Here is a 22,833-nt window from a genome sequence, read left to right as displayed (position 1 = left end):
TTTAGGCCCTCAGCACCATTACTTTCGGGTTTCGATGGCCCTCCGCAGGAAACCGCCGGCTTCCTCCAGCGCGGGCTTTGCATCGGCAGGATCCATCCCGGTCAGCAACACCAGAATCGCGGCCTTCACCGAACCCCCAACCGAGTCCAACGCCGCCGCAGCTTCCGAGGCTGAGACACCGGTGGCGTGCTGCACGGTCCGCTGCGAGCGGGCCTGCAGCTTCTCGTTGGTCGCGCGCAGGTCGACCATCAGGTTCCCGTAGGTCTTGCCGAGTTTCACCATGACCAAGGTGCTGATCATGTTCAGGACCAGCTTCTGGGCCGTCCCGGAATTGAGCCTGGTGGAACCCGCAATGAACTCCGGCCCCACCGGCACCTCGATCGCCACGTCGGCCAGATGACTCACCGCCGAGCCTTTGTTGCAGGCGAGCGACGCCGTGAAGGCACCCCTTTTCCGCGCCTCCTCCAACGCACCGATCACGTAGGGCGTCCTCCCGGAGGCGGTAATACCCACGACGGCGTCCGCTTCCGTCACGTTGATATGGTGCAGGTCCCGCGCGCCAGCGGTGGCGTTGTCCTCGGCGTACTCCACGGGTTTCCGGATCGCCTCAGGGCCTCCTGCGATAAGCCCGACGACGAGTCCCGGCGGGGTGCCGAACGTCGGCGGGCACTCGCTGGCGTCCAGCACGCCCAGGCGCCCCGCGGTCCCGGCGCCCACGTACAAAAGGCGCCCCCCGCGCTGGAGCCGCTCCGCAACGGCGTCGACGGTTTGCACAATCGCGGGACCCGCCTCGGAAACGGCGGCGTGCACCCCGGAGCTGTGGGCGAGCATGGCAGCGACGAGTTCGTCGGTGCCCAGGATGTCCAGGTCTTTGAGACTGTCCGTCGCAGCCTCGGTTTGCAGTCCGGCGAGTTCGGTGCGGAGACCTGCGAGTTTGTCAGCGTCAGTCGGGCCAGTTTGTTCCGTCACGGTGGATGTACCTTTCCTGGAGGAGCCCGCGGCGCTGCGCTGCGAGGGCGGCGCCGTCCAGGCCGTCCCCGAGCGGGGCCACCACTTCAATCCCAGCCGAAGCCAGGGACTTCTGCAAGAGTCCCTCGAAGAACTCCGAGTTGGCCACGCCGCCAAGGATTGCGACGCGTGGCGTCCCGCTCGGATCGCCGCTGGCGGCCAGGAGCACGGTGCGGGTCAGGCCCCGGCACGCCTCGCTGACAATGCCGTGTGCGACGGCGTCACCCGCCTCCGCTGCGTGCAGCACCAAGGGCGCGAAACGGGCCATCGCCCGGTAAGGGTTATCCATTTCGGCCAACCAGGCGGGCAGCATGGTCGGGGACTCAACGAGTGCCCCCGCTGCCGCCGAGAGGGAAGTGGCGGGGCCGCCGTCGAACGCCAACAAAACGGCCTGGAGTCCTTGCTGGCCGATCCAGCGTCCGCTGCCGAAGTCGCCGAGGTACGGGCCCCAACCGTCGGCCCGGTGCAGGACGCCCGCCTCATCGAAGCGGAATGCCACCGCACCCGTTCCCACGATCAGCGTGGTGCCCGGTCCGCCCTGCAACGCGCCCAGATGGGCGGCAGTGGCATCGGAGAGAACGGCCGCAGGAACACCGAAATGCCGCGACAACATGGTGGCCAGCTCCCGGGACTTTGCCTCCGAAGCCTCGACGCCGGCCACGGCAGTTCCGACGCCGGTGAGGGTGCTGACGGGCAGGCCGGGCGGGAGCAGGGTGGTGGTCTCCAAGACGAGGTCGAACGCCAAGGTGGGACCGTTCTCCACGTGTACTCCGGGGAATCCGTGCTGGTCTGCCGCGCCCAACAATTCATCACCCGAGCGAAGCTCAACGCGGCAGCGGCTCTTCCCTATGTCGGCAACAAGAACGACGTCCGTGGCATCCATGGGTCAACCCTATGATGCGCCACTCCTTGTGGGGCCGGAGACGCAAAATGAGGCCGCCATCGAAACACGATAAACTGCCCCTATCCCCACTCAACGCGACACCACCCGCGCTATCTACGCGACCTAAGACGGAGACTTTTGTGAGCTTGACGCAGCTTGACCGTGTTCCCATCCGCCGTGCACTGATCTCGGTTTACGACAAGACGGGACTGGAGGAGCTCGCAAAGGGCCTGCACGCAGCCGGCGTCGCGATCGTGTCCACCGGCTCCACGGCCAAGAAGATCGCCGCAGCCGGCATTCCGGTGAAGGAAGTCGAAGAAGTCACCGGCTCCCCGGAAATGCTGGACGGACGCGTCAAGACCCTGCACCCGCGCGTGCACGGCGGCATCCTCGCCGACCGCCGCGTCCCGGCGCACATGGAAACACTCACCTCCATGGAAATCGAGACCTTCGACCTCGTGGTGGTGAACCTGTACCCGTTCGTCGAGACCGTGAAGTCCGGCGCCGCACAGGACGACGTTGTTGAGCAGATCGACATCGGAGGCCCGGCCATGGTGCGCTCGGCCGCAAAGAACCACGCCGCCGTCGCCATCGTCACGGACCCCAACTTCTACGGTGCCGTTGTTGACGCCGCCGCACACGGTGGATTCGACCTCAAGACGCGCCGCCGCCTGGCGGCGAAGGCCTTCGCCCACACTGCGAGCTACGACAACGCTGTTGCTTCCTGGACTGCCAGCCAGTTCCTGGACGAAGACGGAGACGGCGTCATTGACTGGCCCGCCTACGCAGGCCTGGCCTTGGAGCGTTCCGAGGTCCTCCGCTACGGCGAAAACCCGCACCAGCAGGCTGCCCTCTATGTGGACAAGGCCGCGCCGGCCGGCATCGCCCAGGCTGACCAGCTCCACGGCAAGGCCATGAGCTACAACAACTTCGTCGACGCCGATGCCGCCCTGCGCGCTGCTTTCGACTTCGCTGAGCCCGCCGTAGCGATCATCAAGCACGCCAACCCGTGCGGTGTTGCAGTTGGCTCCGCTGATGCTGCAGACCCGATCGCCGACGCCCACGCCAAGGCCCACGCCTGCGATCCCGTATCCGCTTTCGGTGGCGTCATCGCAGCGAACCGCACCGTCACTGCAGGCATGGCCCGCACGGTCGCGGACATCTTTACCGAGGTTGTCATCGCTCCGGACTTCGAACCGGAAGCCGTGGAGATCCTCTCCAAGAAGAAGAACATCCGCCTCCTCGCCCTGCCCGAAGGCTACGGCCGCTACCCCTCCGAGATGCGCCAGGTATCCGGCGGCGTCCTGGTTCAGATGACGGACAAGGTGGACGCCGACGGCGACAACCCCGCCAACTGGACCCTCGCCGCCGGCGAAGCCGCTGACGACAAGACCCTGGCGGATCTCGCTTTCGCGTGGACTGCCTGCCGGGCGGCCAAGTCGAACGCCATCCTGCTCGCGGACAACGGCGCAGCAGTGGGCATCGGCATGGGCCAGGTCAACCGCCTCGACTCCTGCAAGCTGGCTGTTGAGCGCGCCAACACGCTTGGCGTCCAGGTGGAGTCCGACGTCGAAGGTGCCGGCGGTGCCTCCAACGCCAGCGGTGCCAACGCTCCTGAGCGCGCACGCGGTGCCGTGGCAGCTTCGGATGCCTTCTTCCCCTTCGCTGACGGACTGCAGATCCTGATCGACGCCGGTGTCCGCGCCGTCGTCCAGCCGGGTGGATCAGTTCGCGACGAGGAAGTCATCGCTGCCGCGAATGCTGCAGGCATCACGATGTACTTCACCGGCGCACGCCACTTCTTCCACTAGTCCCCACCCACCCAGCGCAACGGCGGCCGCCCCCGAAAGGGGACGGCCGCCGTCGTACTTAACAGGGGCCTGCTACAAAGGATCGGTTACGAAGCCGCAGCCGCCGTGTAGGTGGACTGGATCACGGAGCCCCAATACGGGCCGTACATGGTGCTGGAGTTGCTGCCGTAGCCGTAGGAGTTCACGGAGTTCTGGTAACCGCTGGAGCTGTTGCCGATGAACCACGGACCGCCCGAGGATCCACCGGTCATGTTGCACGGGATGCCCTGGGTGAGGAACTGCGGGTTGTAGGGATCGTTGGTGGCGGTGCCGGAGCAGCTCTTGAGGGATTCACCGTTGAAGGGTGCAGCTGCCGGGTAGCCGAAGGACTTGTAGCTCAGGCCGCGGGCGGCGTTGAACTGGACACCGGAGGAGCCCACGACGTCTGCGAGCCTCTTGCCGTTGAGGGTGTTCACCACTGCGAAGGCGGTGTCGTACTGCATGTTACCGTTGGACGCCCACTGGGTGGGGGAGTAGAGGGCCTTGGCCGTCCACTTGCCGTACGGTGCGGAACCGTTCAGGTAGGCGGGAACGAAGACCAGGTTGGTGGCGTACGCTCCGGGGCCTTCGTTGACGCAGTGGCCGGCGGTGGACACGGTGCTCTTGTTCGCTGCCGTGACGGAGTTGCCGGAGCAGACGTAGTTGGAGCCGCCGAGGGTGAAGAAGATCTTGCCGATGTGCTTGACCGGCGTCTCGGACTGGTTGACCTTGAGGTTGATGTTCTTGTCGGCGGCGGCCTGCTGGCCTTCGATGCTGGTGACGACGCCCGGAGCTTCGGCCACCGGAGCCTTGCCGAGGTTCAAGAGCCCGCTGCGCTGCAGGGCTTTGCTGGCAAGGACATCGCCGCTCTTGGCGGACTTCATCCGCTCCGGGGTCCAGTAGTCTGCAGCGCCGTTGTCTGAGGCTACGTGGCGGCTGACCGCAGCGCCGTTCGAGTCGGTGTCCTTCGCGGGGGCCGCGTTTGCGCTGGTTGTTCCAACCAGGGCGAGGATCGCGGCGGCGGACAGACTCAGAAGGCTTGTGGCCAGGGTCTTGGTTTTTGTCACGTTGTTCCTACCTAATCGAGGGAGTGAGGCGGCCAGTGATGGCGACCGCCGACTGACGGAATCGAAGCTACCCGCCGTGTGACAAGTTTGTAAAGAGATGTTTCAGATTTTGTGATATTTTGCTGTCACTTGGACCGGGACGGCTGGCGGGGAGGTACGACGGCGGGAAGTCGCCACTGTTGTTTGGCCTGCCGTCGCGCTTTGCGACGGTCCGGAGGTACGGGCAAGGTGCTTGTGAAAGCGGTAACGCAAGGCGTGATCCCGGACACGAACGGCCCTCAAACAGGTGCGCTCGGGTAAGTTAGAGATGTTGAAATCTGCAGACTTTCAGGGAGAACCCCGCCAATGGCCAAGATTATCTATACCCACACAGACGAAGCGCCGATGCTGGCTACCTACTCATTCCTGCCGATTGTGGAAGCGTATGCCTCGACCGCAGGTGTGGAGGTCGAGACCCGCGATATCTCGCTGGCCGGCCGCATCATCGCCGTATTCGGCGATTTCCTGACTGAGGAGCAGCGCACGGGCAATGCCCTGGCTGAACTTGGCGAACTGGCAAAGCAGCCGGAAGCCAACATCATCAAGCTGCCCAACATCAGTGCTTCCGTCCCGCAGCTCAAGGCCGCCATCGCCGAGCTCCAGGCCCAGGGTTACGCCCTCCCGGACTACCCGGACAACCCCTCTTCCGACACTGAGACGGACATCCGTTCCCGCTACGACAAGATCAAGGGCTCCGCCGTGAACCCGGTCCTGCGTGAGGGCAACTCGGACCGCCGCGCGCCGCTGTCGGTGAAGAACTACGCCCGCCAGAATCCGCACTCCATGGGCGCTTGGACCGCTGATTCCAAGACCAACGTGGCCACCATGGGCCAGAACGACTTCCGCTCCAACGAGAAGTCCGTTGTCATCGAAGCCGATGATGCCCTCTCCATCCAGCTGGTCCGCGAAGACGGCTCCGTCAAGGTCCTCAAGAAGGACTTCCCCGTTCTGGCCGGCGAGGTTGTGGACGGTACCGTCCTCCGCGCCGAAGCCCTGGACGAATTCCTCAAGGCCCAGGTTGCCCGTGCCAAGGAAGAGGGCATCCTCTTCTCCGCACACCTGAAGGCCACCATGATGAAGGTCTCCGACCCCATCATCTTCGGCCACGTCGTGAAGGCCTACTTCTCCGAGCTGTTCGACACCTACGGCAAGCAGCTGGCTGCCGCAGGCATCAACCCGAACAACGGCCTCGCCGCGATCCTCAATGGTCTCGACGAACTGCCCGAGGATGTCCGCGAAGGCGTCAAGGCAGCCATCACCAAGGGACTCGAAGAAGGTCCCGCCCTGGCAATGGTCGACTCGGACAAGGGCATCACCAGCCTGCACGTTCCGTCCGACATCATCGTGGACGCTTCCATGCCCGCCATGATCCGTTCCTCCGGACACATGTGGGGCCCGGACGGCAAGGAAGCCGACACCCTGGCAGTCCTCCCGGACAGCTCCTACGCCGGTGTGTACCAGGTTGTCATTGACGACTGCCGCGCCAATGGTGCGTTCGATCCCACCACCATGGGCACCGTCCCCAACGTCGGCCTCATGGCCCAGGCCGCCGAAGAATACGGCAGCCATGACAAGACGTTCGAGATCGAAGCAGCCGGAACCGTCCAGCTCGTGAACCGCGCAGGCACCGTACTGATCGAACACCAGGTTTCCCCGGGCGATATCTGGCGCGCTTGCCAGACCAAGGACGTGCCGATCCGTGACTGGGTCAAGCTGGCTGTGACCCGCGCCCGCGCTTCGGAGACCCCGGCCGTCTTCTGGCTGGACAAGGGCCGCGCCCACGACGCCAACCTGATCGCCAAGGTCAACGAGTACCTCAAGGACCACGACACCGAGGGCCTGCAGATCGAGATCCTCTCCCCGGAAGAGGCCACCGCCTTCACGCTGGAGCGCATCCGCAAGGGCCAGGACACCATCTCCGTTACCGGTAACGTGCTCCGCGACTACCTCACGGACCTGTTCCCGATCCTCGAACTCGGCACCAGCGCCAAGATGCTCTCCATCGTTCCGCTGATCAACGGCGGCGGCCTGTTCGAGACCGGTGCCGGTGGTTCCGCCCCGAAGCACGTCCAGCAGCTGGTCAAGGAAAACCACCTCCGCTGGGACAGCCTGGGTGAATTCCTCGCCCTGGCCGTGAGCTTCGAGCACCTTGCCACCACCACCGGCAACGCCCGTGCCCAGGTCCTGGCCGACACCCTCGACCGCGCCACCGGCACGTTCCTGCTGGAGAACAAGTCCCCGCGCCGCAGCGTCGGCGAGCTGGACAACCGCGGAAGCCACTTCTACCTCGCCATGTACTGGGCGCAGGAACTGGCCAAGCAGTCCTCCGATGCAGAGCTGGCAGCAGCCTTCGCACCGATCGCCGAGGAACTGACCTCCAACGAGGACGCAATCGTCGGCGAGCTTAACGCAGTCCAGGGCCCCGCCGTCGATCTTGGCGGTTACTACCGTCCGGACGCTGCCAAGGCCGCTGAGGTCATGCGCCCGTCGGCAACCTTCAACAAGGTCCTCGCGACCCTGAAGTAAGCCCCCAACTGACTCGCAGTTGCGGTTGTTTTGAGAGCTCAGAACAACCCCGACTGCGAGTCAGTTTGCGTTTAACGGTCCGCTGCGAACCGTGCGGGAGCCGTGCCGCCGTCGACGATGTCCTTCAGCACCCGGCCGATCGCCGGGGTGAACTTGAACCCGTGGCCGGAGAAGCCCGCGCCCACCACCAGCGGGCCGAACCGGTCCAGGACGAAGTCCTCGTTGGGCGTGGTGGTGTAGGTGCAGCTGATGGGAACCGCCGTAGAAGGGTCGACGCCGGGAAGCCACTCTTCGGCGTAGCGCACCAAGGCTTCGAGCTGCTGGGGGATGGGCTGGAACGTGCGCTCGTCGGGATCCATGACGGGCCCTACGCCGTGCCAGCCCGCCTTGACACCCTCGCCAGGGGTGAGCATGCCGTAAACGGGGCTGTACCAGTATTCGTAGAGTTCGTTGTTGGGATCGGGGTCCGGGTTGTGGTTGAAGCTCGGCCACACCAACGTGTTGTCCACCGGGGTGAAGTGCGCAGGCTGTTCCTGGGTGACCACCAAGGCCGGCAGTTCCGCCAGTCCGTCGAGCACTTTGGTGGTCCAGGCACCTGCCGTGACCACAACCCGCCGGGCCGTGTAATCCTCTTCCTCCGTCACCACCACCACCGAATCGGGACCGTCCACGCGAATGTCGCGGACCGGCGTCGAGTATTTGAACACTGCGCCCTTGGATTCGGCGGACGTCCGCAGTGCTTTCAGCGCGTCAGCTGAGCGGACCCGGCCTGAACCCGGGACGAACAGCACGTCCGTGGCGAAGTTCATGCCCTTCCAGCGGTCGGCGGCCTCTGTGGGGGAGATGAAGTAGCTTTCGATTCCGCGTTCCTGGTGAGCCGCGTGGATTTGCTGCAGCTTAGGGGTGTTGCCGTGGTTGGCCAGCCCCACCAGGTCCAGGAGCGGAGCGCCGTGTTCGGCCGCAAGCTCATCCCAAAGGATCTTGGACTCGGCCAGGAGGTCCAGGTATTCGGCCTCCGCGTAAGCGGTGTTGAAGTTGCGGGTGGCCCCGTGGGAAGCACCAATGTGGTGCCCGGCTTCGAACTGCTCCAGGAGGATCACGGATTTGCCGGCCCGGGATAACTGCCATGCGGCAGCCGATCCCATGGCTCCGCCGCCGACTACCACCACATCAACCTGCATACCCGCTCCATTCCTCGCGCGGCTCCTGGATCCGGGGGCCACCTCTCATTCTGCCCCCACTCACCCAACTGGGTCGCAATTGTGCGCGTTTTGACGTCTCTAAACGCGCACAATTGCGACCTACTTGGGTGGGGCGCGCAGCGGGTTGGGTGGGTTGCGCGGCGGGTTGGGGCGGCGGCGGGCCGGTTTGGTGAGCCGCGCTTGGGCATGGAAGATTGGGATGCGTGAAATTCCTTCACCCGTCTCCCAAGTCCTCTTCCCGCGGCATCACCATCCTGCGCGTCGCGTTCGGTGCGCTGCTGCTGGTCCACGGCGTGCAGAAGTTCATGGCGGGACACGCAGCGTTCGCCGCCTCCGTGGCCGCGATGGGCGTGCAGAAGCCGGACATCATTGCCTGGCTGGTGATCGCCGGCGAGCTGGGCCTCGGCCTGCTGCTGGTGCTCGGTGCGCTGACCCGGGTGGCCGGCTTCCTCGCGGCGATCCTCATCGGTTCCATCTGGTTCGTCACGGAAGCGGGCAAGCCTCTGCTGACCGACGCGTCGGGCGTTACCGCGGAGCTGCTGATCATCTACTTCGCGATCGCAGTGTCCCTGATTTTTCTCGGCCCCGGCGCCCTGTCCCTGGACCGGAAGCTGGCGAAGCAACCCGCCCGCCGTTAACTCACTTGGGTTAAATGAGGACGACGACGGCGGCCTACCGGGCGTCGTTTGGGTACCGGATGCCCAACTGGGACCGAACGCCGTCGAAAAGCCGCATGACGTTGATGGAATCCTCAAGCGGCATGGTCGGGCTTTCGGTCAGCCCCTGTTGGATGCAGCGGGTCACCTCCCGGAGTTCGTAGGTGTAACCGATGCCAACGACGTCGAACCGTTCATGGCGTGGCTCGTCCCAACCCACCCGAACCACCAGCTCACGCGGGTTGTTCACGGATCCGATCGTCTGCACATAACCGAGTCCGCCGGCGACACTGGCGTTGCGGGGTCCGTGTGCCGTCAGGGACGAGGTCAGTTGGGCCTGGGCGCCGGTGTCGTAGCCGAGGGTAAGTGCATTCTGGCTGTCCACTCCGTCCTCGTTCAATGATGCGATGGCGGTCACGGACTGCGGAAAGCCCAGTGTGCCGAGGGCCCACAGCAACGGGTACACGGTGATATCCAAAAGTGCGCCCCCGCCGTCGTTGAGGGCCCAAAGGCGGGCCGTGGGATCGTACGGGGCAGGGAATCCGAGGTCGGCCGAAACCCACTGGACCTGGCCTATCTCTCCGGAGGCGGCAATAGCGAAAGCGCGTTGCATGCTCGGAAGGAAGCGGCTCCATACGGCCTCCATAAAGAAGACCTTCTGTTCCCTGGCCAGCCTGACCAGCTCCGTGGCTTCCCGGGCGTTGATGGTCAGGGCCTTCTCGCACAGCACATGCTTGCCGGCGCGCAACGCGGCGGATGCTATGTGGAAGTGTTGTGCATGGGGAGTGGCGACGTAAACGACGTCGACGGCGGGATCGTCGAACATGCGCTGGTAGCCGGGCACCCCGCCGTCGTCTCCGTACCCTTTACTGAAACCGACGGTTTGGGCAAAGGCGTCCGCCGCTTCCTGCGTGCGGGAACTGACCGCGTAGAGCTCGGCATCCTCAAGGAGCGACAGGTCCTGCGAGACGCTGCCGGCGATGTTCCCCGTTGACACTACGCCCCACCGCAGGCGCCGCCCGGTGGCAGCTCGGGGGTCCTGGTTGATCTGGGTGGACAGCCATGGTTTGGCGATAGGGAGAGTCATGCCTCACAGTCTCTCACTGCTGTCCAGCAGTCCCGGGGTAATTCGCGGGTCTGAGGGCCAACGGCTCAAATCTCCCTGACACGCTAAGCATCCTGTTCATCATTCCGGATGACGGCGACCGGCCAAGGCTTCGCTTAGGCTGGAGCAATCATCCCTCGCAGAGGTTCTGTGGGGAGTTACCGAAACGGAGCAGGGATGGGTGTTTTTCGGCGTGTCATTTTGCCGGTTGCCTGGTTATTGGTGTTTGCCATCATCGCAGTGGCATTGGTCAAGATCGCTTTCATTGACGGACTTAAATCCACAGCTTCAGAGCCGGCGCCACTGGCGGAAGTAGCCATTCCGACCGTTCCAGCCACGCGGGCCACGATCACCAATACAGTGCAGATCAAAGGCACGGTGCAGAGCGATGCCGCGGAATCCGTGCGCAGTACGTCAGCCGGCAGCGTCAATAAGGTCTTCGTTGAACAGGGGACCACAGTGTCCCAAGGCGACCCCCTGTTCCAGGTCAAGGCCGAACGGGCCGTGACCAATCCGCAAGTGTCCAAGGACGGAACACCGCCGAAGCCGGTCTATGACTATTTCAACGTCGTAGCCCCCGGCACCGGGACGCTGCAGTCGCTCAGTACGCTGATCGACCAGCAGGTCAGCGTCGGCGAAACTGTCGGAAAGATCGACCCCGGCACGTACACTGTTGCCGGATCCGTCACCGCCGCGCAGCAGTATCGACTGCTTGGCAAGCCCGGTCCCGCGGAGATCGAACTGGTAGGAGGCCCGGCGCCGTTCCAGTGCGGTGAGGTGACGCTTAAGAACAACGCATCCGACGACGGCGGAACCGGCTCAGTGGGCATGTCCGGCTCGGGCGGGGGTCCCGGCATGGGCGTCGGATTTGCCATGGCTGGCCCAGGGGGCGGCGGGGGACAGCAGGACGGCGGCAGCACCCCCACGGGCACGCTAAGTTGCGCCGTGCCGTCGGACCAGCAGGTGTTCGCCGGCCTCGGTGCCACCATGACGGTCAGCGCGGGAGTAGCCACGGATGTTGTCACCGTGCCGTTGACCTCGGTGAAGGGCAGCGTAAAGGACGGTGTTGTCTGGATCGCGGGTTCAAGCGGAGGAGCACCGGAGCAGCGCCAAGTGCAGCTCGGCTTGAACGATGGCTCCGCTGTTGAGGTGGTGTCCGGCTTGTCGGAGGGCGAGCAGGTCCTTGAATTCGTTCCGGGTGCTCCGGCTGCGCAAGACCCGATGATGGGACCTGCCCAGGGCACCTACATTCCGGCGGGCTAGGCATGACCTCACTAAGCCCGAGCGAAACCCTGGTCAGCCTCCGCGCGGTGACACGCTCTGTGACGCTGCCCGATGCCCAGCACCTGCACATCCTTCGAGGCATTGACCTGGAGGTGCTCAGCGGCGACCACACAGCAATCGTTGGAAGGTCCGGCTGCGGCAAATCAACCTTGCTCAATCTCCTCGGTCTCCTGGACGTTCCAACATCCGGCGAGCTGGAGTTCCTTGGGCAGCCCGCGGAGCGGCTCGGCAGTAACGCCAGGGCCCGGTTACGCGGCTCAACGGTGGGGTTTGTGTTTCAGCAGTTCAACCTCTTGCCGGGGCGCAGCGCCTTGGACAACGTCATCACGCCGCTGCTCTACGCCAAGGGCAGGGACTTTTGGCGTCGCAGGGAGCTCGCCATGAACATGCTGGACCGGGTTGGTTTGGCCGACCGCGCCAACACTATGCCGAATATGCTCTCCGGTGGTGAACAACAGCGCGTGGCCATCGCACGTGCCTTGGTCCGCGGGCCACGTCTCATTCTCGCGGATGAACCAACCGGCGCTCTCGACGTCGAAACCGGACAATCCGTTATGGCCCTTCTGGATGCAGTGGCCACTGAAACTGCCGCCGCCCTTGTGACGATCACACACGACGTCAACGTGGCTGCGCTCGCCCGCGCCTGCTATCGGCTCGATTCCGGTGTCCTGGGTCCTATGAGCCTTGAAGAAACAGGAGCGCCAGTATGATCGGCTTCGTGTCATCGTTGGTTGAGGCATGGCAGGAACTGCGCATCAACAAGGTCCGCATACTCCTGGCCCTGATGGGCGTGGCATTGTCCGTTGCTGCCTTGACGTCCGTGGTGGGGGTCGGAAACCTGGCCAGAGAAGGCTACAAAGAGCAATCCGAACGGAACGGCGGCCGGGTGGCTACGTTATCCCTCGGTGTGTACGGGCCCTCCTCTCCGGACCCGGCGACCCTGGAGAAGGCCTATCAGGGCGTCCAGCAACGCTATGGGATCACCACATCCACCCATGTGGGGCGCACGCAGGCCGAGTTCCAGCTTCCGCGTGGCGTCACGAAGGTGGACACAACCATCGTGGACGTCGGATATGGCGTGATCCACCGTGTTCCCTTGATGCAAGGAACGTGGTTTGCCTCCGATGACCACCGGAGGTTGGCGCCCGCCGTCGTGGTCTCCGAAGCCTTCTATAACAGGGCTGGCAGGCCCAACCTGGCCAACAACCCCACGGTTACCGTCCCGGGTGATCATCCGGCAACCGTGGTGATCATCGGCGTCGTTCCCGACGTGTGGCCCGATACGCCGCCGGCCGCGTTCATTCTCACCGAAGGCGCGGCCATGGCGGGCATGAGGTCGGAAATGTCCGAATTCAAGATCTGGGTGGGGGAGGAGCAGGCTGAGGCCCTGGCGGCCGCCATCACCGCCGATCTCCAGAGTCAGTTTCCGGGGTTCTCCGCGCAGGCCAACCGCATGGACTATGCGGCGCACGGTGATCCGCTCGGGCCGGCCCAACTGGTGATCGGCGGCGTCGCAGGACTGGTTCTCCTCCTCGGTGCCGTGGGCATGCTCAACATCTCCATGGTCACCGTGCGCTACAGGGTGCGGGAGATCGGCATCCGCCGGAGTTTCGGTGCTACCTCCGGCCGGATCTTCTTCGGGGTCATGATGGAGTCCGTGGTGGCCACTGCCTGCGCCGGACTGCTGGGGGTCATGGTGGCAGTTGCCGTGGTGAAGAATCCTTGGATCCAGTCGAAGGTGGCGCCGAGCCTGACAGAATATCCGCCGTTTCCGATCGATGCCGCCCTGCTCGGGTTCGGTGCAGCCGTCCTCGTTGGAGCACTCGCCGGAGCGATTCCTGCACTCGTGGCAGTGCGGGTCAAAGTCATTGATGCGATCCGGTTCTGACCTCTTCAACGGCGGCGAACCCCAAAACCGCGGAATGCAAAAAGCCCCGGTCCGCCTGTTCTGGCGGGCCGGGGCTCCTTGCTAAGGGGTAGCGCGACTACTTGGTGATCGGGCCGAGTACCGGATCGTCGACGTAAGCCGTCTTGACGTTCTCAGCGGTGACGATCTGCGGAGGCAGGAGGTACGCCGGAACGGTCTTGACGCCGTTCTTGTACGAATCCTTGTCGTTGATCTCCAGTTCCTTGCCGGCCTGCAGGTCCTTCACCATGGTGATGGCGTGCTCAACCAGTTTGCGGGTGTCCTTGTTGATGGTGGAGTACTGCTCGCCGGCCATGATCGACTTGACGGACTCAACCTCGGAGTCCTGGCCGGTCACAACGGGGAGCGGCTTGCCGGCAGCCTTGACGGAGGTCAGGACTGCGCGGGCCAGGGTGTCGTTCGGGGAGAGAACACCGTCGAGCGAAGCGGAGCCGTAGCTGCCGGTCAGCAGGGTGTCGGCGCGACGCTGGGCGTTTTCAGCCTTCCAACCCTGGGTAACAGCCTGCTCGAAAGCGGTCTGGCCCGAGAGTACCTTGAGGGTGCCGTCGTCGATCTTCGGCTTCAGGACGCTCATGGCGCCGTCGAAGAAGACCTTGGCGTTGGCATCGTCAGGAGAACCGGCAAACAGTTCGATGTTGTACGGGCCGGAGGGCTTCTTGGCCTTCAGCCCGTCCAGCAGTGCCTGTCCCTGCAGCTCGCCAACCTTGAAGTTGTCGTAGGCCACGTAGTAGTCCACGTTCTCAGTGTTGAGGAGCAGACGGTCGTAGGCGATGACGGTTGCGCCGGCATCCTTGGCCTGCTTGAGCTGGGTACCCAGCTGGGCGCCGTCGATGGCACCCACAACGATCACCTTGGCACCCTTGGTGACCATGGCGCTGATCTGGTTCTGCTGCTCGGAAACGCCGCCGTTGGCGAACTGAACGTCCGGCTTGAAGCCGGCCTCGTTGAGGCCATCGTTGAACAGCTTCTCCGCGAGGACCCAGTTCTCACTGGTCTTCTGCGGAAGTGCGACGCCGATCAGCGAGTCCTTGGGGAACGCTTCCCCGCCAGCTGTGCTGCTGCTTGAGCCGCTGTCGGAGCGGCCGCAGGCTGTCAGCGCCAGTGCCGCGATGGCAGCGACTGCTGCTGCCTTTCCTGCTTTACCAAACATTCGCATATCTTGGTTCACTTTCTGTTTTGGTGGGGTGGAGCGAGTCTTCTGGGTAATGAAGTTCGTGTATGAAGCTCAGGCTTCCTTGGAGATGACTTCCTTGGTGGAGGTGGTCTCGTCCGGCTTGATGTCGTTGTTGTTCCGCTGGAAGTTCTTCATCAACATGCCCGTGATGGAGCGCTTGCCCTGGGACTTGTTGTAGACGTCGAAGGCGACTGCTGCCAGGAGCACCAGGCCCTTGATGATCTGGGTGAGGTCGGCGCCGACGCCCAGCAACTGCAGGCCGTTGTTCAGGACAGCCATGACGAGGCCACCGACGATTGAGCCGATCACGGTACCCACACCACCGGTGACGGCTGCGCCACCGATGAAGACGGCTGCGATTGCATCGAGTTCCCAGCCGACGCCGTCGAACGGACCCGAAGCGGTGGAACGGCCGACGAAGATCATGCCTGCAAGCCCGGCCAGGACGGACATGTTGAGCATGACCAGGAAGTTGACCTTCTTGGACTGGACGCCGGACAGTTCAGCTGCGTGGCGGTTGCCACCCACGGCGTAGACGTGGCGGCCGATGACGGTCTTGTCCGCAATGAAGCCGTAGATGAGGACCAGGACGGCGAGGATCAGGCCGGGGATGGGGAAGGAGGTTCCGGGACGGCCGGTTGCGAACAGGTACGTGGCGTAGAGGATGGCACCGCAGATAAGGACCAGCTTGGTGACCTCAACCCACAGTTCGGGAACGTCGGCGCCCAGGGCTTTGCTGGCAGCCCGGGCCCGCAGGGACATGACGACGACGAACGCGGCGGCAACGAGGCCGATCAGGAGGGTCAGGTTGTTGAAGCCTGTGTCAGGCCCGATTTCCGGGAGGTAGCCGGAACCGAGGTACTGGAAGTCGCTGGGAACCGGGATGGTGTTGGACTTGCCGACGAACTGGTTGAAACCACGGAACAGGAGCATGCCTGCCAGCGTCACGATGAAGGCCGGGATGCCTACGTAGGCTGTCCAGAAACCTTGCCAGGCACCGATCAGGGCTCCCAGCGCGAGTCCGAAGAGCACGCCCATGTACCAAGGGATTCCCCAGTCACGGATGGCGAGGGCCACGGAAACACCGACGAACGCGGCCACCGAACCTACCGAAAGGTCGATGTGGCCTGCAATGATGACCAGCACCATGCCGATGGCCAGGATCAGGATGTAGGAGTTGCCGTTGAACAGGTTGATCACGTTGCCGGGGGTCAGCGTGCGGCCCTCGGTAAAGATCTGGAAGAAGATGATGAGTGCCACCAGGGCGAAAATCATGCCGAACTGGCGGGTATTGCCACCAAATAGCTTCTTGAGCGCGTTCATTGTTTTGGTCCTTGAGTCAGGAAGGGGCGTTTCGGGGCGACTGGGGGTCAGGCTGCGGTCTTGCGGTTGGACGTCATGAGCTTCATCAGGCTTTCCTGGCTGGCTTCGTCCTTATTAAGGACACCTGTGATGGCGCCTTCAAAGATGGTGTAGATCCGGTCGGAGAGGCCCAGGAGCTCGGGGAGTTCCGAGGAAATGACGATTACTCCCTTGCCCTGATCTGCCAGGCGCTGGATGATGCCGTAGATCTCGTACTTGGCGCCGACGTCGATGCCTCGGGTCGGTTCGTCAAGGATCAGCAGGTCAGGATCGGTAAACATCCATTTGGCCAGCACGACTTTCTGCTGGTTTCCGCCGGAGAGCTTTGCCACGCCCTCTTCCACGGAGGGAGTCTTGGTCCGAAGGGACTTCCGGTATTCCTCTGCGACCTGGAATTCCTTGCGGGTGTCCACCACGGAGTACTTGCTGATCTTGTCCAGTGCCGCAGCGACGGTGGTGGTCTTGATGTCATCCAGCAGGTTCAGGCCCAGGGACTTGCGGTCTTCGGTCACGTAGCCGAGGCCGGCGTCGATCGCTGCCTTGACCGTGCGGAGGTTGACCCGCTTGCCGTCCTTGTAGACCTCGCCGGAGATGAACTTTCCGTAGGAGTGGCCGAAGAGCGACCGTGCAAGCTCGGTGCGTCCTGCGCCCATGAGGCCGGCGAAGCCGACGATCTCGCCGCGGCGTACAAAGAAGTTGGAACCCTTGCAGATGAGCCTGTCCTGGATGACCGGGTGGCCAACCGTCCAGTTCTTGACTTCGAAGAAGACCTCGCCGATCTTCGGTTCGTGGTCCGGGAAGCGGGATTCCAGGGTGCGTCCCACCATGCCCTTGATGATCCGGTCTTCATCCACGCCGTCGCGCTTGACGTTGAGGGTCTCGATGGACTTGCCGTCGCGGATGATCGTGATCTCGTCGGCGATCTGCTCGATCTCGTTGAGCTTGTGGGAAATGATGATGGACGTAATGCCACGGCCCTTGAGGCCGAGGATCAGGTCCAGCAGGTGCTGCGAATCGGATTCGTTCAGCGCGGCCGTGGGCTCATCGAGGATCAGGAGCTTCACGGACTTGTTCAGTGCCTTGGCGATTTCCACCAGCTGCTGCTTGCCGACGCCGATTTCCTTGATGGGGGTATCCGGGTCTTCACGCAGGCCTACGCGGGCCAGGAGCTCTACGGAACGACGCCGGGCCTCGGCCCAGTCGATGACGCCCCACTTGGTGGGCTCGTTGCCGAGGAAGATGTTCTCCATGATGGAGAGTTCCGGGATCAGAGCGAGCTCCTGGTGGATGATCACGATGCCGGCGGCTTCGCTTGCCCGGATGTCCTTGAACTGCTGGACTTCGGCTTGGTAAACAATGTCCCCGGTGTAGCTGCCGTAGGGGTAAACACCTGACAGGACCTTCATGAGGGTCGACTTGCCTGCACCGTTTTCTCCACAGATTGCGTGGATCTCGCCGGCTTTTACCCGCAGGCTCACGTTCGACAAGGCCTTCACGCCGGGGAATTCCTTCGTGATCGAGCGCATCTCCAAAAGGATGGGATCACCTTGCGTGTCGAGGGTTGTCATCAGCCCTTGCGCCTCCAATGTCTGACTTCGTTGTCGGCCCCGCGGCGGCGGAGCTGTCTGATGAAAAAGTAAACTGTAAACACCATCTTGTCGTCAAGACTTGAACACAAGATGGTGCTAACAATTTGGTTACTAGCCGGTAATACCGGCGTGTTGGAACACCAGTGCGGCTGCGCCCAAGGCCTCTGCGCGCGCGCCGAGCGAGGACATGGCGAGATGCGTCGTCTCCCCGACGACGGGCACTGCGTGGCGTACAAGGCCCCTTCGTATGGGGTCCAGCAGCAGGTCCCCGAGGCCGGCGAGGGGGCCGCCCACCACGATGACTTCAGGGTTGATCAGGTTGGAAACGTTGCCCAGGGCACGCCCTACGGCAAGCCCGGCATCGTCCACGACGCGCTGGGTGGCGGAGTCCCCTGCGAGGCAGTTGCGCACGATGTCCTGGGGCGTCAGGAGGGCGTCCTGCCCCCGGCTCAGCAGCTCGATCATGGTGGTGGTGGACGCAATGGTTTCCAAGCATCCGCGGTTCCCGCAGCGGCAGACAAGGCCGTGTTCGTGGATGGTGGCGTGGCCGATTTCTCCGGTGATTCCAACGTTGCCGTAATAGGGCGCGCCGTTCAGGATCAAGCCCGCGCCGATGCCCGAGCCGATCTTGAGGAACATCAGGTTGGACACACCGCTGTGCGGTCCCCAGGTGACCTCTGACAGGGCGCCCAGGTTCGCGTCGTTGTCAACAAAGACGGGGCATTGGAGCGCTTCTTCGAGTCTGTGGAGGATGTCGATGCCCACCCATTCGGGGAGGATTGCCCCCTGCGCTACGGTGCCGCTGCGGCGGTCGATGGGCCCCGGGATGCCGGCTCCGGCCCCGACTACCGCGCTGGGGTCGATGCTGTTTTCCTCAAGGAGTCTCCCCAGGAGACGCACAGCTGCGGCGATGCCTTCTTCTGCCTTGTGGCCGAGCGGCAACTCGATGTACTCCTCGGCGATCACGTGGTAGCCGAGGGAGGCCAGTACCACCCGCAAGTGGCGCCTGCCGAAGTCGATTCCGACGGCAACAGCCCCGTTGCTGTTGAGCCTGACGTTCGTGGCGCGGCGGCCTGAACTGGTGGTCGGCTCCGTGGAGACGAGGCCTGCATCCTGCATGATTTTCACAATGTTGGAAACGGTGGCCGTTGACAGGCCGGTCTGCCGGGAAAGCTCGGCCTGGGTGGATGGCCCGCTCAGTAGGCACTCGATGATCCGCTGCTGGTTCAGGTGGCGAAGTGCGGACTGTGAGCCGGGTTTTCTCGGATGGCTCTTCGTTGAGCGCTGCGTAGCGGGCATGACAAGAAGAGTGCCCCACAAAGAGCCTTGTAGTCAAGAAGTGAACACAACGAGTCAACCTTGAGCGACATACTCCAACGCAGCGACGCCTGTAAGGCCGGGCGATGTGCCCTGCCTGCCAAGCATCCGGGTCCAAACGTCCCAACCCGCGATGGCCCGGCACGCCTAGGCTGGAACCAAGTACCCCGGACCTACCAGCGCCGGGCCCCGGAGAACCAAGGTGGTAACGATGCTGCTCTCAGTCCTGCAGGCCAACGCCTCCGTCCTGGACGTGGACACAAACCTTCGGACTATTGACGACGCCGCAGAACGGGCATCCAAGGCAGGGGCTGCGTTATTGCTGACGCCCGAGCTCTTCCCGGTGGGCTATGCGCCGCTCCGGATCCACGCTGAGATGGATCCGGCCACCTTGTCCGGGATCCGCGAGCAGCTTGCCAGGATCGCGAGGACTCATGGCATCGCCCTGGTGTACAGCCTCCCGGCATCTGCCAAAGTAGCGCACGACGACGGCGCGGAGCCAGCGTCCGCGGAGGGGCGCTGGCATATCTCGGCTACTTTGTTGGACGCCTCCGGGGAAGAAATCCTGACTTACAACAAGGTCCACCTCTTCGGCGAGGAAGAGCACAAGGCGTTCGTCGGCTCCCAGGAACCTCCCGCCGTCGTGGATTTCAACGGCATCCGCACGTCGATGCTGATCTGCTACGACGTCGAGTTCCCGGAAGCCGTGCGCGCGGCAGCAAGCCGCGGTGCGGAACTGCTGCTGGTACCCACGGCATTATCCGCCGGCTTCGACAACGTGCCCCAGGTCCTCATCCGCGCGCGGGCGCTGGAGAGCCAACTGCATGTGGCCTACGCCAACCACTCCGGACACGAGGACATCTACAACTTCCTGGGCGGAAGCGTCGTAGCCGGTCCCGACGGTTCATTGCTCGCCGCGGCGGGGGAGGGGGTTGCGTTGCTTTTCGCCGAGGTTGGAACGGAAGCGGTCAAAGCGGCCCGTGCCGAGGTCCCTTACTTGAAGGAACGCCGCCCGGACCTTTACGCGACATGGGAAATCTAGGTGGTACCCGGCGTCTGCTCCTCCACATACTGCAGGGCGAACCACAGCTCCGCCCGCACCTGCGCAGCGTTGAGGTCCATGTCCAGTAGTTCCGCAATCACGCCGATCTGGCGCCGGACGCTGTTGCGGTGCAGGCCCAGCAGTTTGGCGGACGCGTCCCAGCTGCCGTTTTCGGTAAGCCACCCACGCAGGACGGACAGCAGTGGATCGCGACGCTCGGGCTCCAAGGAAAGCAGGGGACCCAGCAGGCGCTCGGCGAGCATGGTCCCTGCGTCCCGGCCCAGCAGTCCTGTCACGGACCAGTTCACCTCATCGACGCGGGCGCTCACGCCGGTGGACAGCACGCGCGGCCTTAACGAGCCCACGCGCTGGTAGGCCGCCGATAAACCGCCCAGCTCGGTGGGTTCGCCGATCACCAGTCGCCAGCCGAGTTTCTCGACATCTGCCAGCAGGGAATCATCAACACGCAGGCGGGTGATTGCGGCGAATCCGTAGTCCGTGATCTCCACGAGCTTGGTGTCGAACAGGCGACGCCATTGCAGCAGTTCACGCACTGGTCCGTCATCCACGGAACCGTCAACCCTGACGCCCTGGATGACCCGCATCTGGCCTGACCGGGTAGAGGACAGGCTTTGTGCCAAGAGGTCCTTGAGTCCGTTGAGTTGCTTGGTCCCGCCCGAGACCAGCGTTTCCGGATGAAGCAGCATGGCCGTGGCCAGTTGGCTTGGCGCCAGTGAACCGCTGGTCCGCTGCCGCACCAGCAACTCCAACAACCCGACGGCCGACTGCACCACGTTGTTCTGGGCCGGCGTGAGCGCAACGTCCGAACCCAGGATGAGCGCCCCGAGGTTGGCGTCCTTGGTGCTGCGCAGCGGATGCCCCACCACCAGGGCCGACCCCGGCTGTTCGAACCCGTCCATCTCCACCCGCGGGCCGCTGCCGGACAGCAGCCGTTCCAGCATGGGTGCCAGCAGGGAATGGTCGACGCCGGTGCTGCCGCCGGTGCTGTGGCCGCGGGCCCGGATGCGCCCGTCCGCGCCGAACAGCACCGCCCACACCGGCACCCGCTGAACCAGGGCGGCGAGGAGTTCGTGCTCGGGCCTGGGGGAGAGGACTGCCCGCATCAGTTGGCGGTTTGTTTCCGCGAGCTGCCGGAAAACCCGTGCATTGTCCGACTCCAACAACTGCGAAAATTCCAGCCCGATCGCGGCGAACGGCAGGGACTCGGGCACTTCGAACAAGGTGAGGTTGTGCGTTCGGCAAGCGTCAAGCAGGACGTCGGGAACGGCGTCGAAATAGGGCCTGATACCGAACCCGAGTGCGGCCACCTTCGCATCGACCAGTCTTCGGACATATGCGTCCACTTTGTCCGCCGAGCCGCCCTCGCCCAGGAACGGCAGCCCGGAGGTAAGCAGGAACTCACCCTCGGGCAGATACGGCGTCGGATCCTCAAGCTCGCTCGGTTCCACCCAGCGCAGCAGCGAGGCGCCGCTGCCGCCGTCGTGAAGCATCTTCAACTCCGGCGGCAGCTGCTCCAGGAACTGCTCAAGCGTGACGAAACTCAGGCGGGCGGCGGCGGGTTCAGGCAACATTGCCCTGCCCGGCGGCGGCCGGCTCCTGGTAGTCCGGGCACTGGTATGCGCTGCTCCGGTAGGCACGCGGCAGCCGCGGCGCGATCCGGTTGATGATTTCATCTCCATGGCTGCCGATCGCGGCACCCCAGTCATCCGCGCTCGCGGCTCCCTCCGCGGGGTCGCCGAACAGGACTGCAGTGTTCCCGACGTCGATTCCCGTGGCATCCGGTCCCAGATCAACCATGAACTGGTCCATGCAGACTTTGCCGATCACCGGCACCCTCCGCCCTGCGATGTTTACGACGGAACGACCGCTGATGCCCTTCGGAATGCCGTCCGCGTACCCCAAGGGGATGAGGCCAAGGTAGCGGGGTTCGTAGGTGATGGCTTGGTGTTCGTAGCTGACCCCGGTTCCCGCCGGGACCTTCTTGACCATCACCAGGGGAGCTGTGACGCTGAGGGCCGGGCGGAGTCCGAAGTCAGCCGGATCCAGGTGGTCCGCCGGCGCCAGGCCATAGATGGCGAGGCCGGCGCGCACCATGTCGAAATGGAATTCGGGCCGTTCCAGGATGTTGGCCGAGCTGGAAACATGCCTCAGTTCCGGCGTCAGCCCGGCTTCCCGCGCCGCGCTGACGGCGTCCTCGAACCCGGCCACGGCTGCTGCGTTGCCGGGGTGGGCGGGAACGTCTGCCCAGGCCAAGTGCGTCCACACGCCGCGCACGCGCAGGGTCCCTTCCAGTTCGGCCTGGCGCGCCCGCGCCACCAGTGCGGCCCAGTCCTCCTTGCGCGCGCCGCCGCGGCTGAGGCCGCTGTCCAGTTCCAGATGTACGACGGCGGGACGGCCCAAGTCCTTCGCGATGCCTGCCAGCACGTCCAGTTGGTGGACGCTTCCGAGTGACACATCGATGGAGTTTTCGAGGGCTTCGCGGATGGTGTCGCTCGTCTGTGATGCCAGATACAACCAGGAAAGGATGGGTTCGGTGATACCGGCTTTCCGCAATTCGATGGCTTCCGACAGCTGCGCGGTGCCAAGCCAGTGAGCCCCCGCTTCGATTGCCGTGCGGGCCACTTCCACCAGGCCGTGACCGTACGCATTGCCTTTGACGACGGCCATGAAGAAGGGCGCCTTGGCCCGTTTCTTCAGGGCTTTGACGTTGTCTGAAATAGCAGACAGGTCCACGCTGACCTGGCCGGAAAGAGTCGCCGCAAGGGGCGATAATTGATGTGCATTACGTCTCATGGTGGATCA

The 22,833-nt window shown here is 63.9% G+C and carries 18 protein-coding genes; 7 read left to right on the top strand and 11 right to left on the bottom strand.

Annotation, left to right across the window (positions count from 1 at the left end; all coding sequences use genetic code 11):
• Positions 1 to 18 precede the first annotated feature (18 nt).
• Both murQ and HMI59_RS15605 read right to left on the bottom strand, forming a co-directional pair.
• Positions 19 to 969, bottom strand: coding sequence for an N-acetylmuramic acid 6-phosphate etherase (gene murQ / locus HMI59_RS15610; RefSeq protein ID WP_193591803.1), 951 nt, complete (start codon positions 967 to 969; stop codon positions 19 to 21).
• The gene (locus tag HMI59_RS15605; protein ID WP_193591802.1) at positions 944 to 1,891 is read right to left on the bottom strand and encodes an N-acetylglucosamine kinase; all 948 of its coding nucleotides are present in this window, start codon (positions 1,889 to 1,891) and stop codon (positions 944 to 946) included. The genes murQ and HMI59_RS15605 overlap by 26 nt, the downstream gene beginning before the upstream one ends.
• A 140-nt stretch (positions 1,892 to 2,031) precedes the next feature.
• Between HMI59_RS15605 and purH the strand changes: the two genes are divergently transcribed.
• The gene (gene purH / locus HMI59_RS15600; protein ID WP_193591801.1) at positions 2,032 to 3,702 is read left to right on the top strand and encodes a bifunctional phosphoribosylaminoimidazolecarboxamide formyltransferase/IMP cyclohydrolase; all 1,671 of its coding nucleotides are present in this window, start codon (positions 2,032 to 2,034) and stop codon (positions 3,700 to 3,702) included.
• 86 nt (positions 3,703 to 3,788) lie between these two features.
• Here the strand turns inward: purH and HMI59_RS15595 are convergent, their stop codons facing one another.
• Positions 3,789 to 4,787 carry a serine protease gene (locus tag HMI59_RS15595; RefSeq protein WP_193591800.1) on the bottom strand — a complete coding sequence of 333 codons (999 nt, stop codon included), beginning with the start codon at positions 4,785 to 4,787 and terminating at the stop codon, positions 3,789 to 3,791.
• A gap of 345 nt (positions 4,788 to 5,132) precedes the next feature.
• Between HMI59_RS15595 and HMI59_RS15590 the strand changes: the two genes are divergently transcribed.
• A complete protein-coding gene (locus HMI59_RS15590; RefSeq protein ID WP_021474111.1) occupies positions 5,133 to 7,352 on the top strand; it encodes an NADP-dependent isocitrate dehydrogenase in 2,220 nt (739 codons plus the stop codon).
• Positions 7,353 to 7,423: 71 nt separating this feature from the next.
• Here the strand turns inward: HMI59_RS15590 and HMI59_RS15585 are convergent, their stop codons facing one another.
• Positions 7,424 to 8,533 carry an FAD-dependent oxidoreductase gene (locus HMI59_RS15585; RefSeq protein WP_193591799.1) on the bottom strand — a complete coding sequence of 370 codons (1,110 nt, stop codon included), beginning with the start codon at positions 8,531 to 8,533 and terminating at the stop codon, positions 7,424 to 7,426.
• A 224-nt stretch (positions 8,534 to 8,757) separates the two neighbouring features.
• Between HMI59_RS15585 and HMI59_RS15580 the strand changes: the two genes are divergently transcribed.
• Positions 8,758 to 9,192, top strand: a complete 435-nt coding sequence (locus HMI59_RS15580; RefSeq protein WP_021474113.1) for a DoxX family protein — start codon at positions 8,758 to 8,760, stop codon at positions 9,190 to 9,192.
• A gap of 34 nt (positions 9,193 to 9,226) precedes the next feature.
• Here HMI59_RS15580 and HMI59_RS15575 read toward each other — a convergent pair whose 3' ends face one another.
• A complete protein-coding gene (locus tag HMI59_RS15575; RefSeq protein WP_193591798.1) occupies positions 9,227 to 10,297 on the bottom strand; it encodes a Gfo/Idh/MocA family protein in 1,071 nt (356 codons plus the stop codon).
• Positions 10,298 to 10,537: 240 nt separating this feature from the next.
• Here HMI59_RS15575 and HMI59_RS15570 point away from each other — a divergent pair, with 240 nt between their 5' ends.
• The 3 genes from HMI59_RS15570 to HMI59_RS15560 are packed head-to-tail and all read left to right on the top strand — an operon-like array spanning position 10,538 to position 13,487.
• Positions 10,538 to 11,578 (top strand): efflux RND transporter periplasmic adaptor subunit, encoded by a 1,041-nt coding sequence (locus tag HMI59_RS15570; RefSeq protein WP_193591797.1) that lies wholly within the window; start codon positions 10,538 to 10,540, stop codon positions 11,576 to 11,578.
• A 2-nt stretch (positions 11,579 to 11,580) separates the two neighbouring features.
• Entirely contained in the window at positions 11,581 to 12,309 is a 729-nt protein-coding gene (locus HMI59_RS15565; protein ID WP_193591796.1) for an ABC transporter ATP-binding protein, read from the top strand.
• Positions 12,306 to 13,487, top strand: coding sequence for an ABC transporter permease (locus HMI59_RS15560; RefSeq protein ID WP_193591795.1), 1,182 nt, complete (start codon positions 12,306 to 12,308; stop codon positions 13,485 to 13,487). The genes HMI59_RS15565 and HMI59_RS15560 overlap by 4 nt, the downstream gene beginning before the upstream one ends.
• Positions 13,488 to 13,584: 97 nt before the next feature.
• On the opposite strand, the gene HMI59_RS15555 is transcribed toward HMI59_RS15560, so the two are convergent.
• The 4 genes from HMI59_RS15555 to HMI59_RS15540 all read right to left on the bottom strand — a co-directional run bounded on the left by HMI59_RS15555 (position 13,585) and on the right by HMI59_RS15540 (position 18,950).
• Entirely contained in the window at positions 13,585 to 14,682 is a 1,098-nt protein-coding gene (locus tag HMI59_RS15555; RefSeq protein ID WP_043427207.1) for a sugar-binding protein, read from the bottom strand.
• 69 nt (positions 14,683 to 14,751) lie between these two features.
• Positions 14,752 to 16,023: a multiple monosaccharide ABC transporter permease gene (gene mmsB, locus HMI59_RS15550; protein ID WP_193591794.1), complete on the bottom strand. Its 1,272-nt coding sequence runs from the start codon at positions 16,021 to 16,023 to the stop codon at positions 14,752 to 14,754.
• 47 nt (positions 16,024 to 16,070) lie between these two features.
• Positions 16,071 to 17,630, bottom strand: coding sequence for a multiple monosaccharide ABC transporter ATP-binding protein (mmsA, locus tag HMI59_RS15545; RefSeq protein WP_021474120.1), 1,560 nt, complete (start codon positions 17,628 to 17,630; stop codon positions 16,071 to 16,073).
• A 132-nt stretch (positions 17,631 to 17,762) separates the two neighbouring features.
• The gene (locus tag HMI59_RS15540; RefSeq protein WP_062095646.1) at positions 17,763 to 18,950 is read right to left on the bottom strand and encodes an ROK family transcriptional regulator; all 1,188 of its coding nucleotides are present in this window, start codon (positions 18,948 to 18,950) and stop codon (positions 17,763 to 17,765) included.
• A 229-nt stretch (positions 18,951 to 19,179) separates the two neighbouring features.
• On the opposite strand from HMI59_RS15540, the gene HMI59_RS15535 reads away from it, so the two are divergent.
• Positions 19,180 to 20,010 carry a carbon-nitrogen hydrolase family protein gene (locus HMI59_RS15535; protein ID WP_193591793.1) on the top strand — a complete coding sequence of 277 codons (831 nt, stop codon included), beginning with the start codon at positions 19,180 to 19,182 and terminating at the stop codon, positions 20,008 to 20,010.
• Here the strand turns inward: HMI59_RS15535 and HMI59_RS15530 are convergent.
• Both HMI59_RS15530 and alr read right to left on the bottom strand, forming a co-directional pair.
• Positions 20,007 to 21,602: a PucR family transcriptional regulator gene (locus HMI59_RS15530; protein ID WP_193591792.1), complete on the bottom strand. Its 1,596-nt coding sequence runs from the start codon at positions 21,600 to 21,602 to the stop codon at positions 20,007 to 20,009. The genes HMI59_RS15535 and HMI59_RS15530 overlap by 4 nt on opposite strands.
• Entirely contained in the window at positions 21,592 to 22,824 is a 1,233-nt protein-coding gene (alr, locus tag HMI59_RS15525) for an alanine racemase (protein WP_227471406.1), read from the bottom strand. Before alr ends, HMI59_RS15530 begins: the two co-directional genes overlap by 11 nt.
• Positions 22,825 to 22,833 lie beyond the last annotated feature (9 nt).

This window comes from Paenarthrobacter sp. YJN-5 (genome assembly GCF_015040095.1).
GTDB classification, from domain to species: Bacteria; Actinomycetota; Actinomycetes; order Actinomycetales; family Micrococcaceae; genus Arthrobacter; species Arthrobacter ureafaciens.
Note: the sequence above shows the minus strand (reverse complement) of the source record. Positions and strands in the feature narration are given on the sequence as shown.

What these genes read in the sequence shown, in the direction of transcription:
- HMI59_RS15605 (WP_193591802.1), bottom strand. Translation starts at nt 1,891, where the DNA reads ATGGATGCCACGGACGTCGTTCTTGTTGCCGACATAGGGAAGAGCCGC.
- HMI59_RS15590 (WP_021474111.1), top strand. Translation starts at nt 5,133, where the DNA reads ATGGCCAAGATTATCTATACCCACACAGACGAAGCGCCGATGCTGGCT.
- HMI59_RS15585 (WP_193591799.1), bottom strand. Translation starts at nt 8,533, where the DNA reads ATGCAGGTTGATGTGGTGGTAGTCGGCGGCGGAGCCATGGGATCGGCT.
- HMI59_RS15575 (WP_193591798.1), bottom strand. Translation starts at nt 10,297, where the DNA reads ATGACTCTCCCTATCGCCAAACCATGGCTGTCCACCCAGATCAACCAG.
- HMI59_RS15565 (WP_193591796.1), top strand. Translation starts at nt 11,581, where the DNA reads ATGACCTCACTAAGCCCGAGCGAAACCCTGGTCAGCCTCCGCGCGGTG.
- HMI59_RS15560 (WP_193591795.1), top strand. Translation starts at nt 12,306, where the DNA reads ATGATCGGCTTCGTGTCATCGTTGGTTGAGGCATGGCAGGAACTGCGC.
- HMI59_RS15555 (WP_043427207.1), bottom strand. Translation starts at nt 14,682, where the DNA reads ATGCGAATGTTTGGTAAAGCAGGAAAGGCAGCAGCAGTCGCTGCCATC.
- mmsB (WP_193591794.1), bottom strand. Translation starts at nt 16,023, where the DNA reads ATGAACGCGCTCAAGAAGCTATTTGGTGGCAATACCCGCCAGTTCGGC.
- mmsA (WP_021474120.1), bottom strand. Translation starts at nt 17,630, where the DNA reads ATGACAACCCTCGACACGCAAGGTGATCCCATCCTTTTGGAGATGCGC.
- HMI59_RS15540 (WP_062095646.1), bottom strand. Translation starts at nt 18,950, where the DNA reads ATGCCCGCTACGCAGCGCTCAACGAAGAGCCATCCGAGAAAACCCGGC.
- HMI59_RS15535 (WP_193591793.1), top strand. Translation starts at nt 19,180, where the DNA reads ATGCTGCTCTCAGTCCTGCAGGCCAACGCCTCCGTCCTGGACGTGGAC.
- HMI59_RS15530 (WP_193591792.1), bottom strand. Translation starts at nt 21,602, where the DNA reads ATGTTGCCTGAACCCGCCGCCGCCCGCCTGAGTTTCGTCACGCTTGAG.
- alr (WP_227471406.1), bottom strand. Translation starts at nt 22,824, where the DNA reads ATGAGACGTAATGCACATCAATTATCGCCCCTTGCGGCGACTCTTTCC.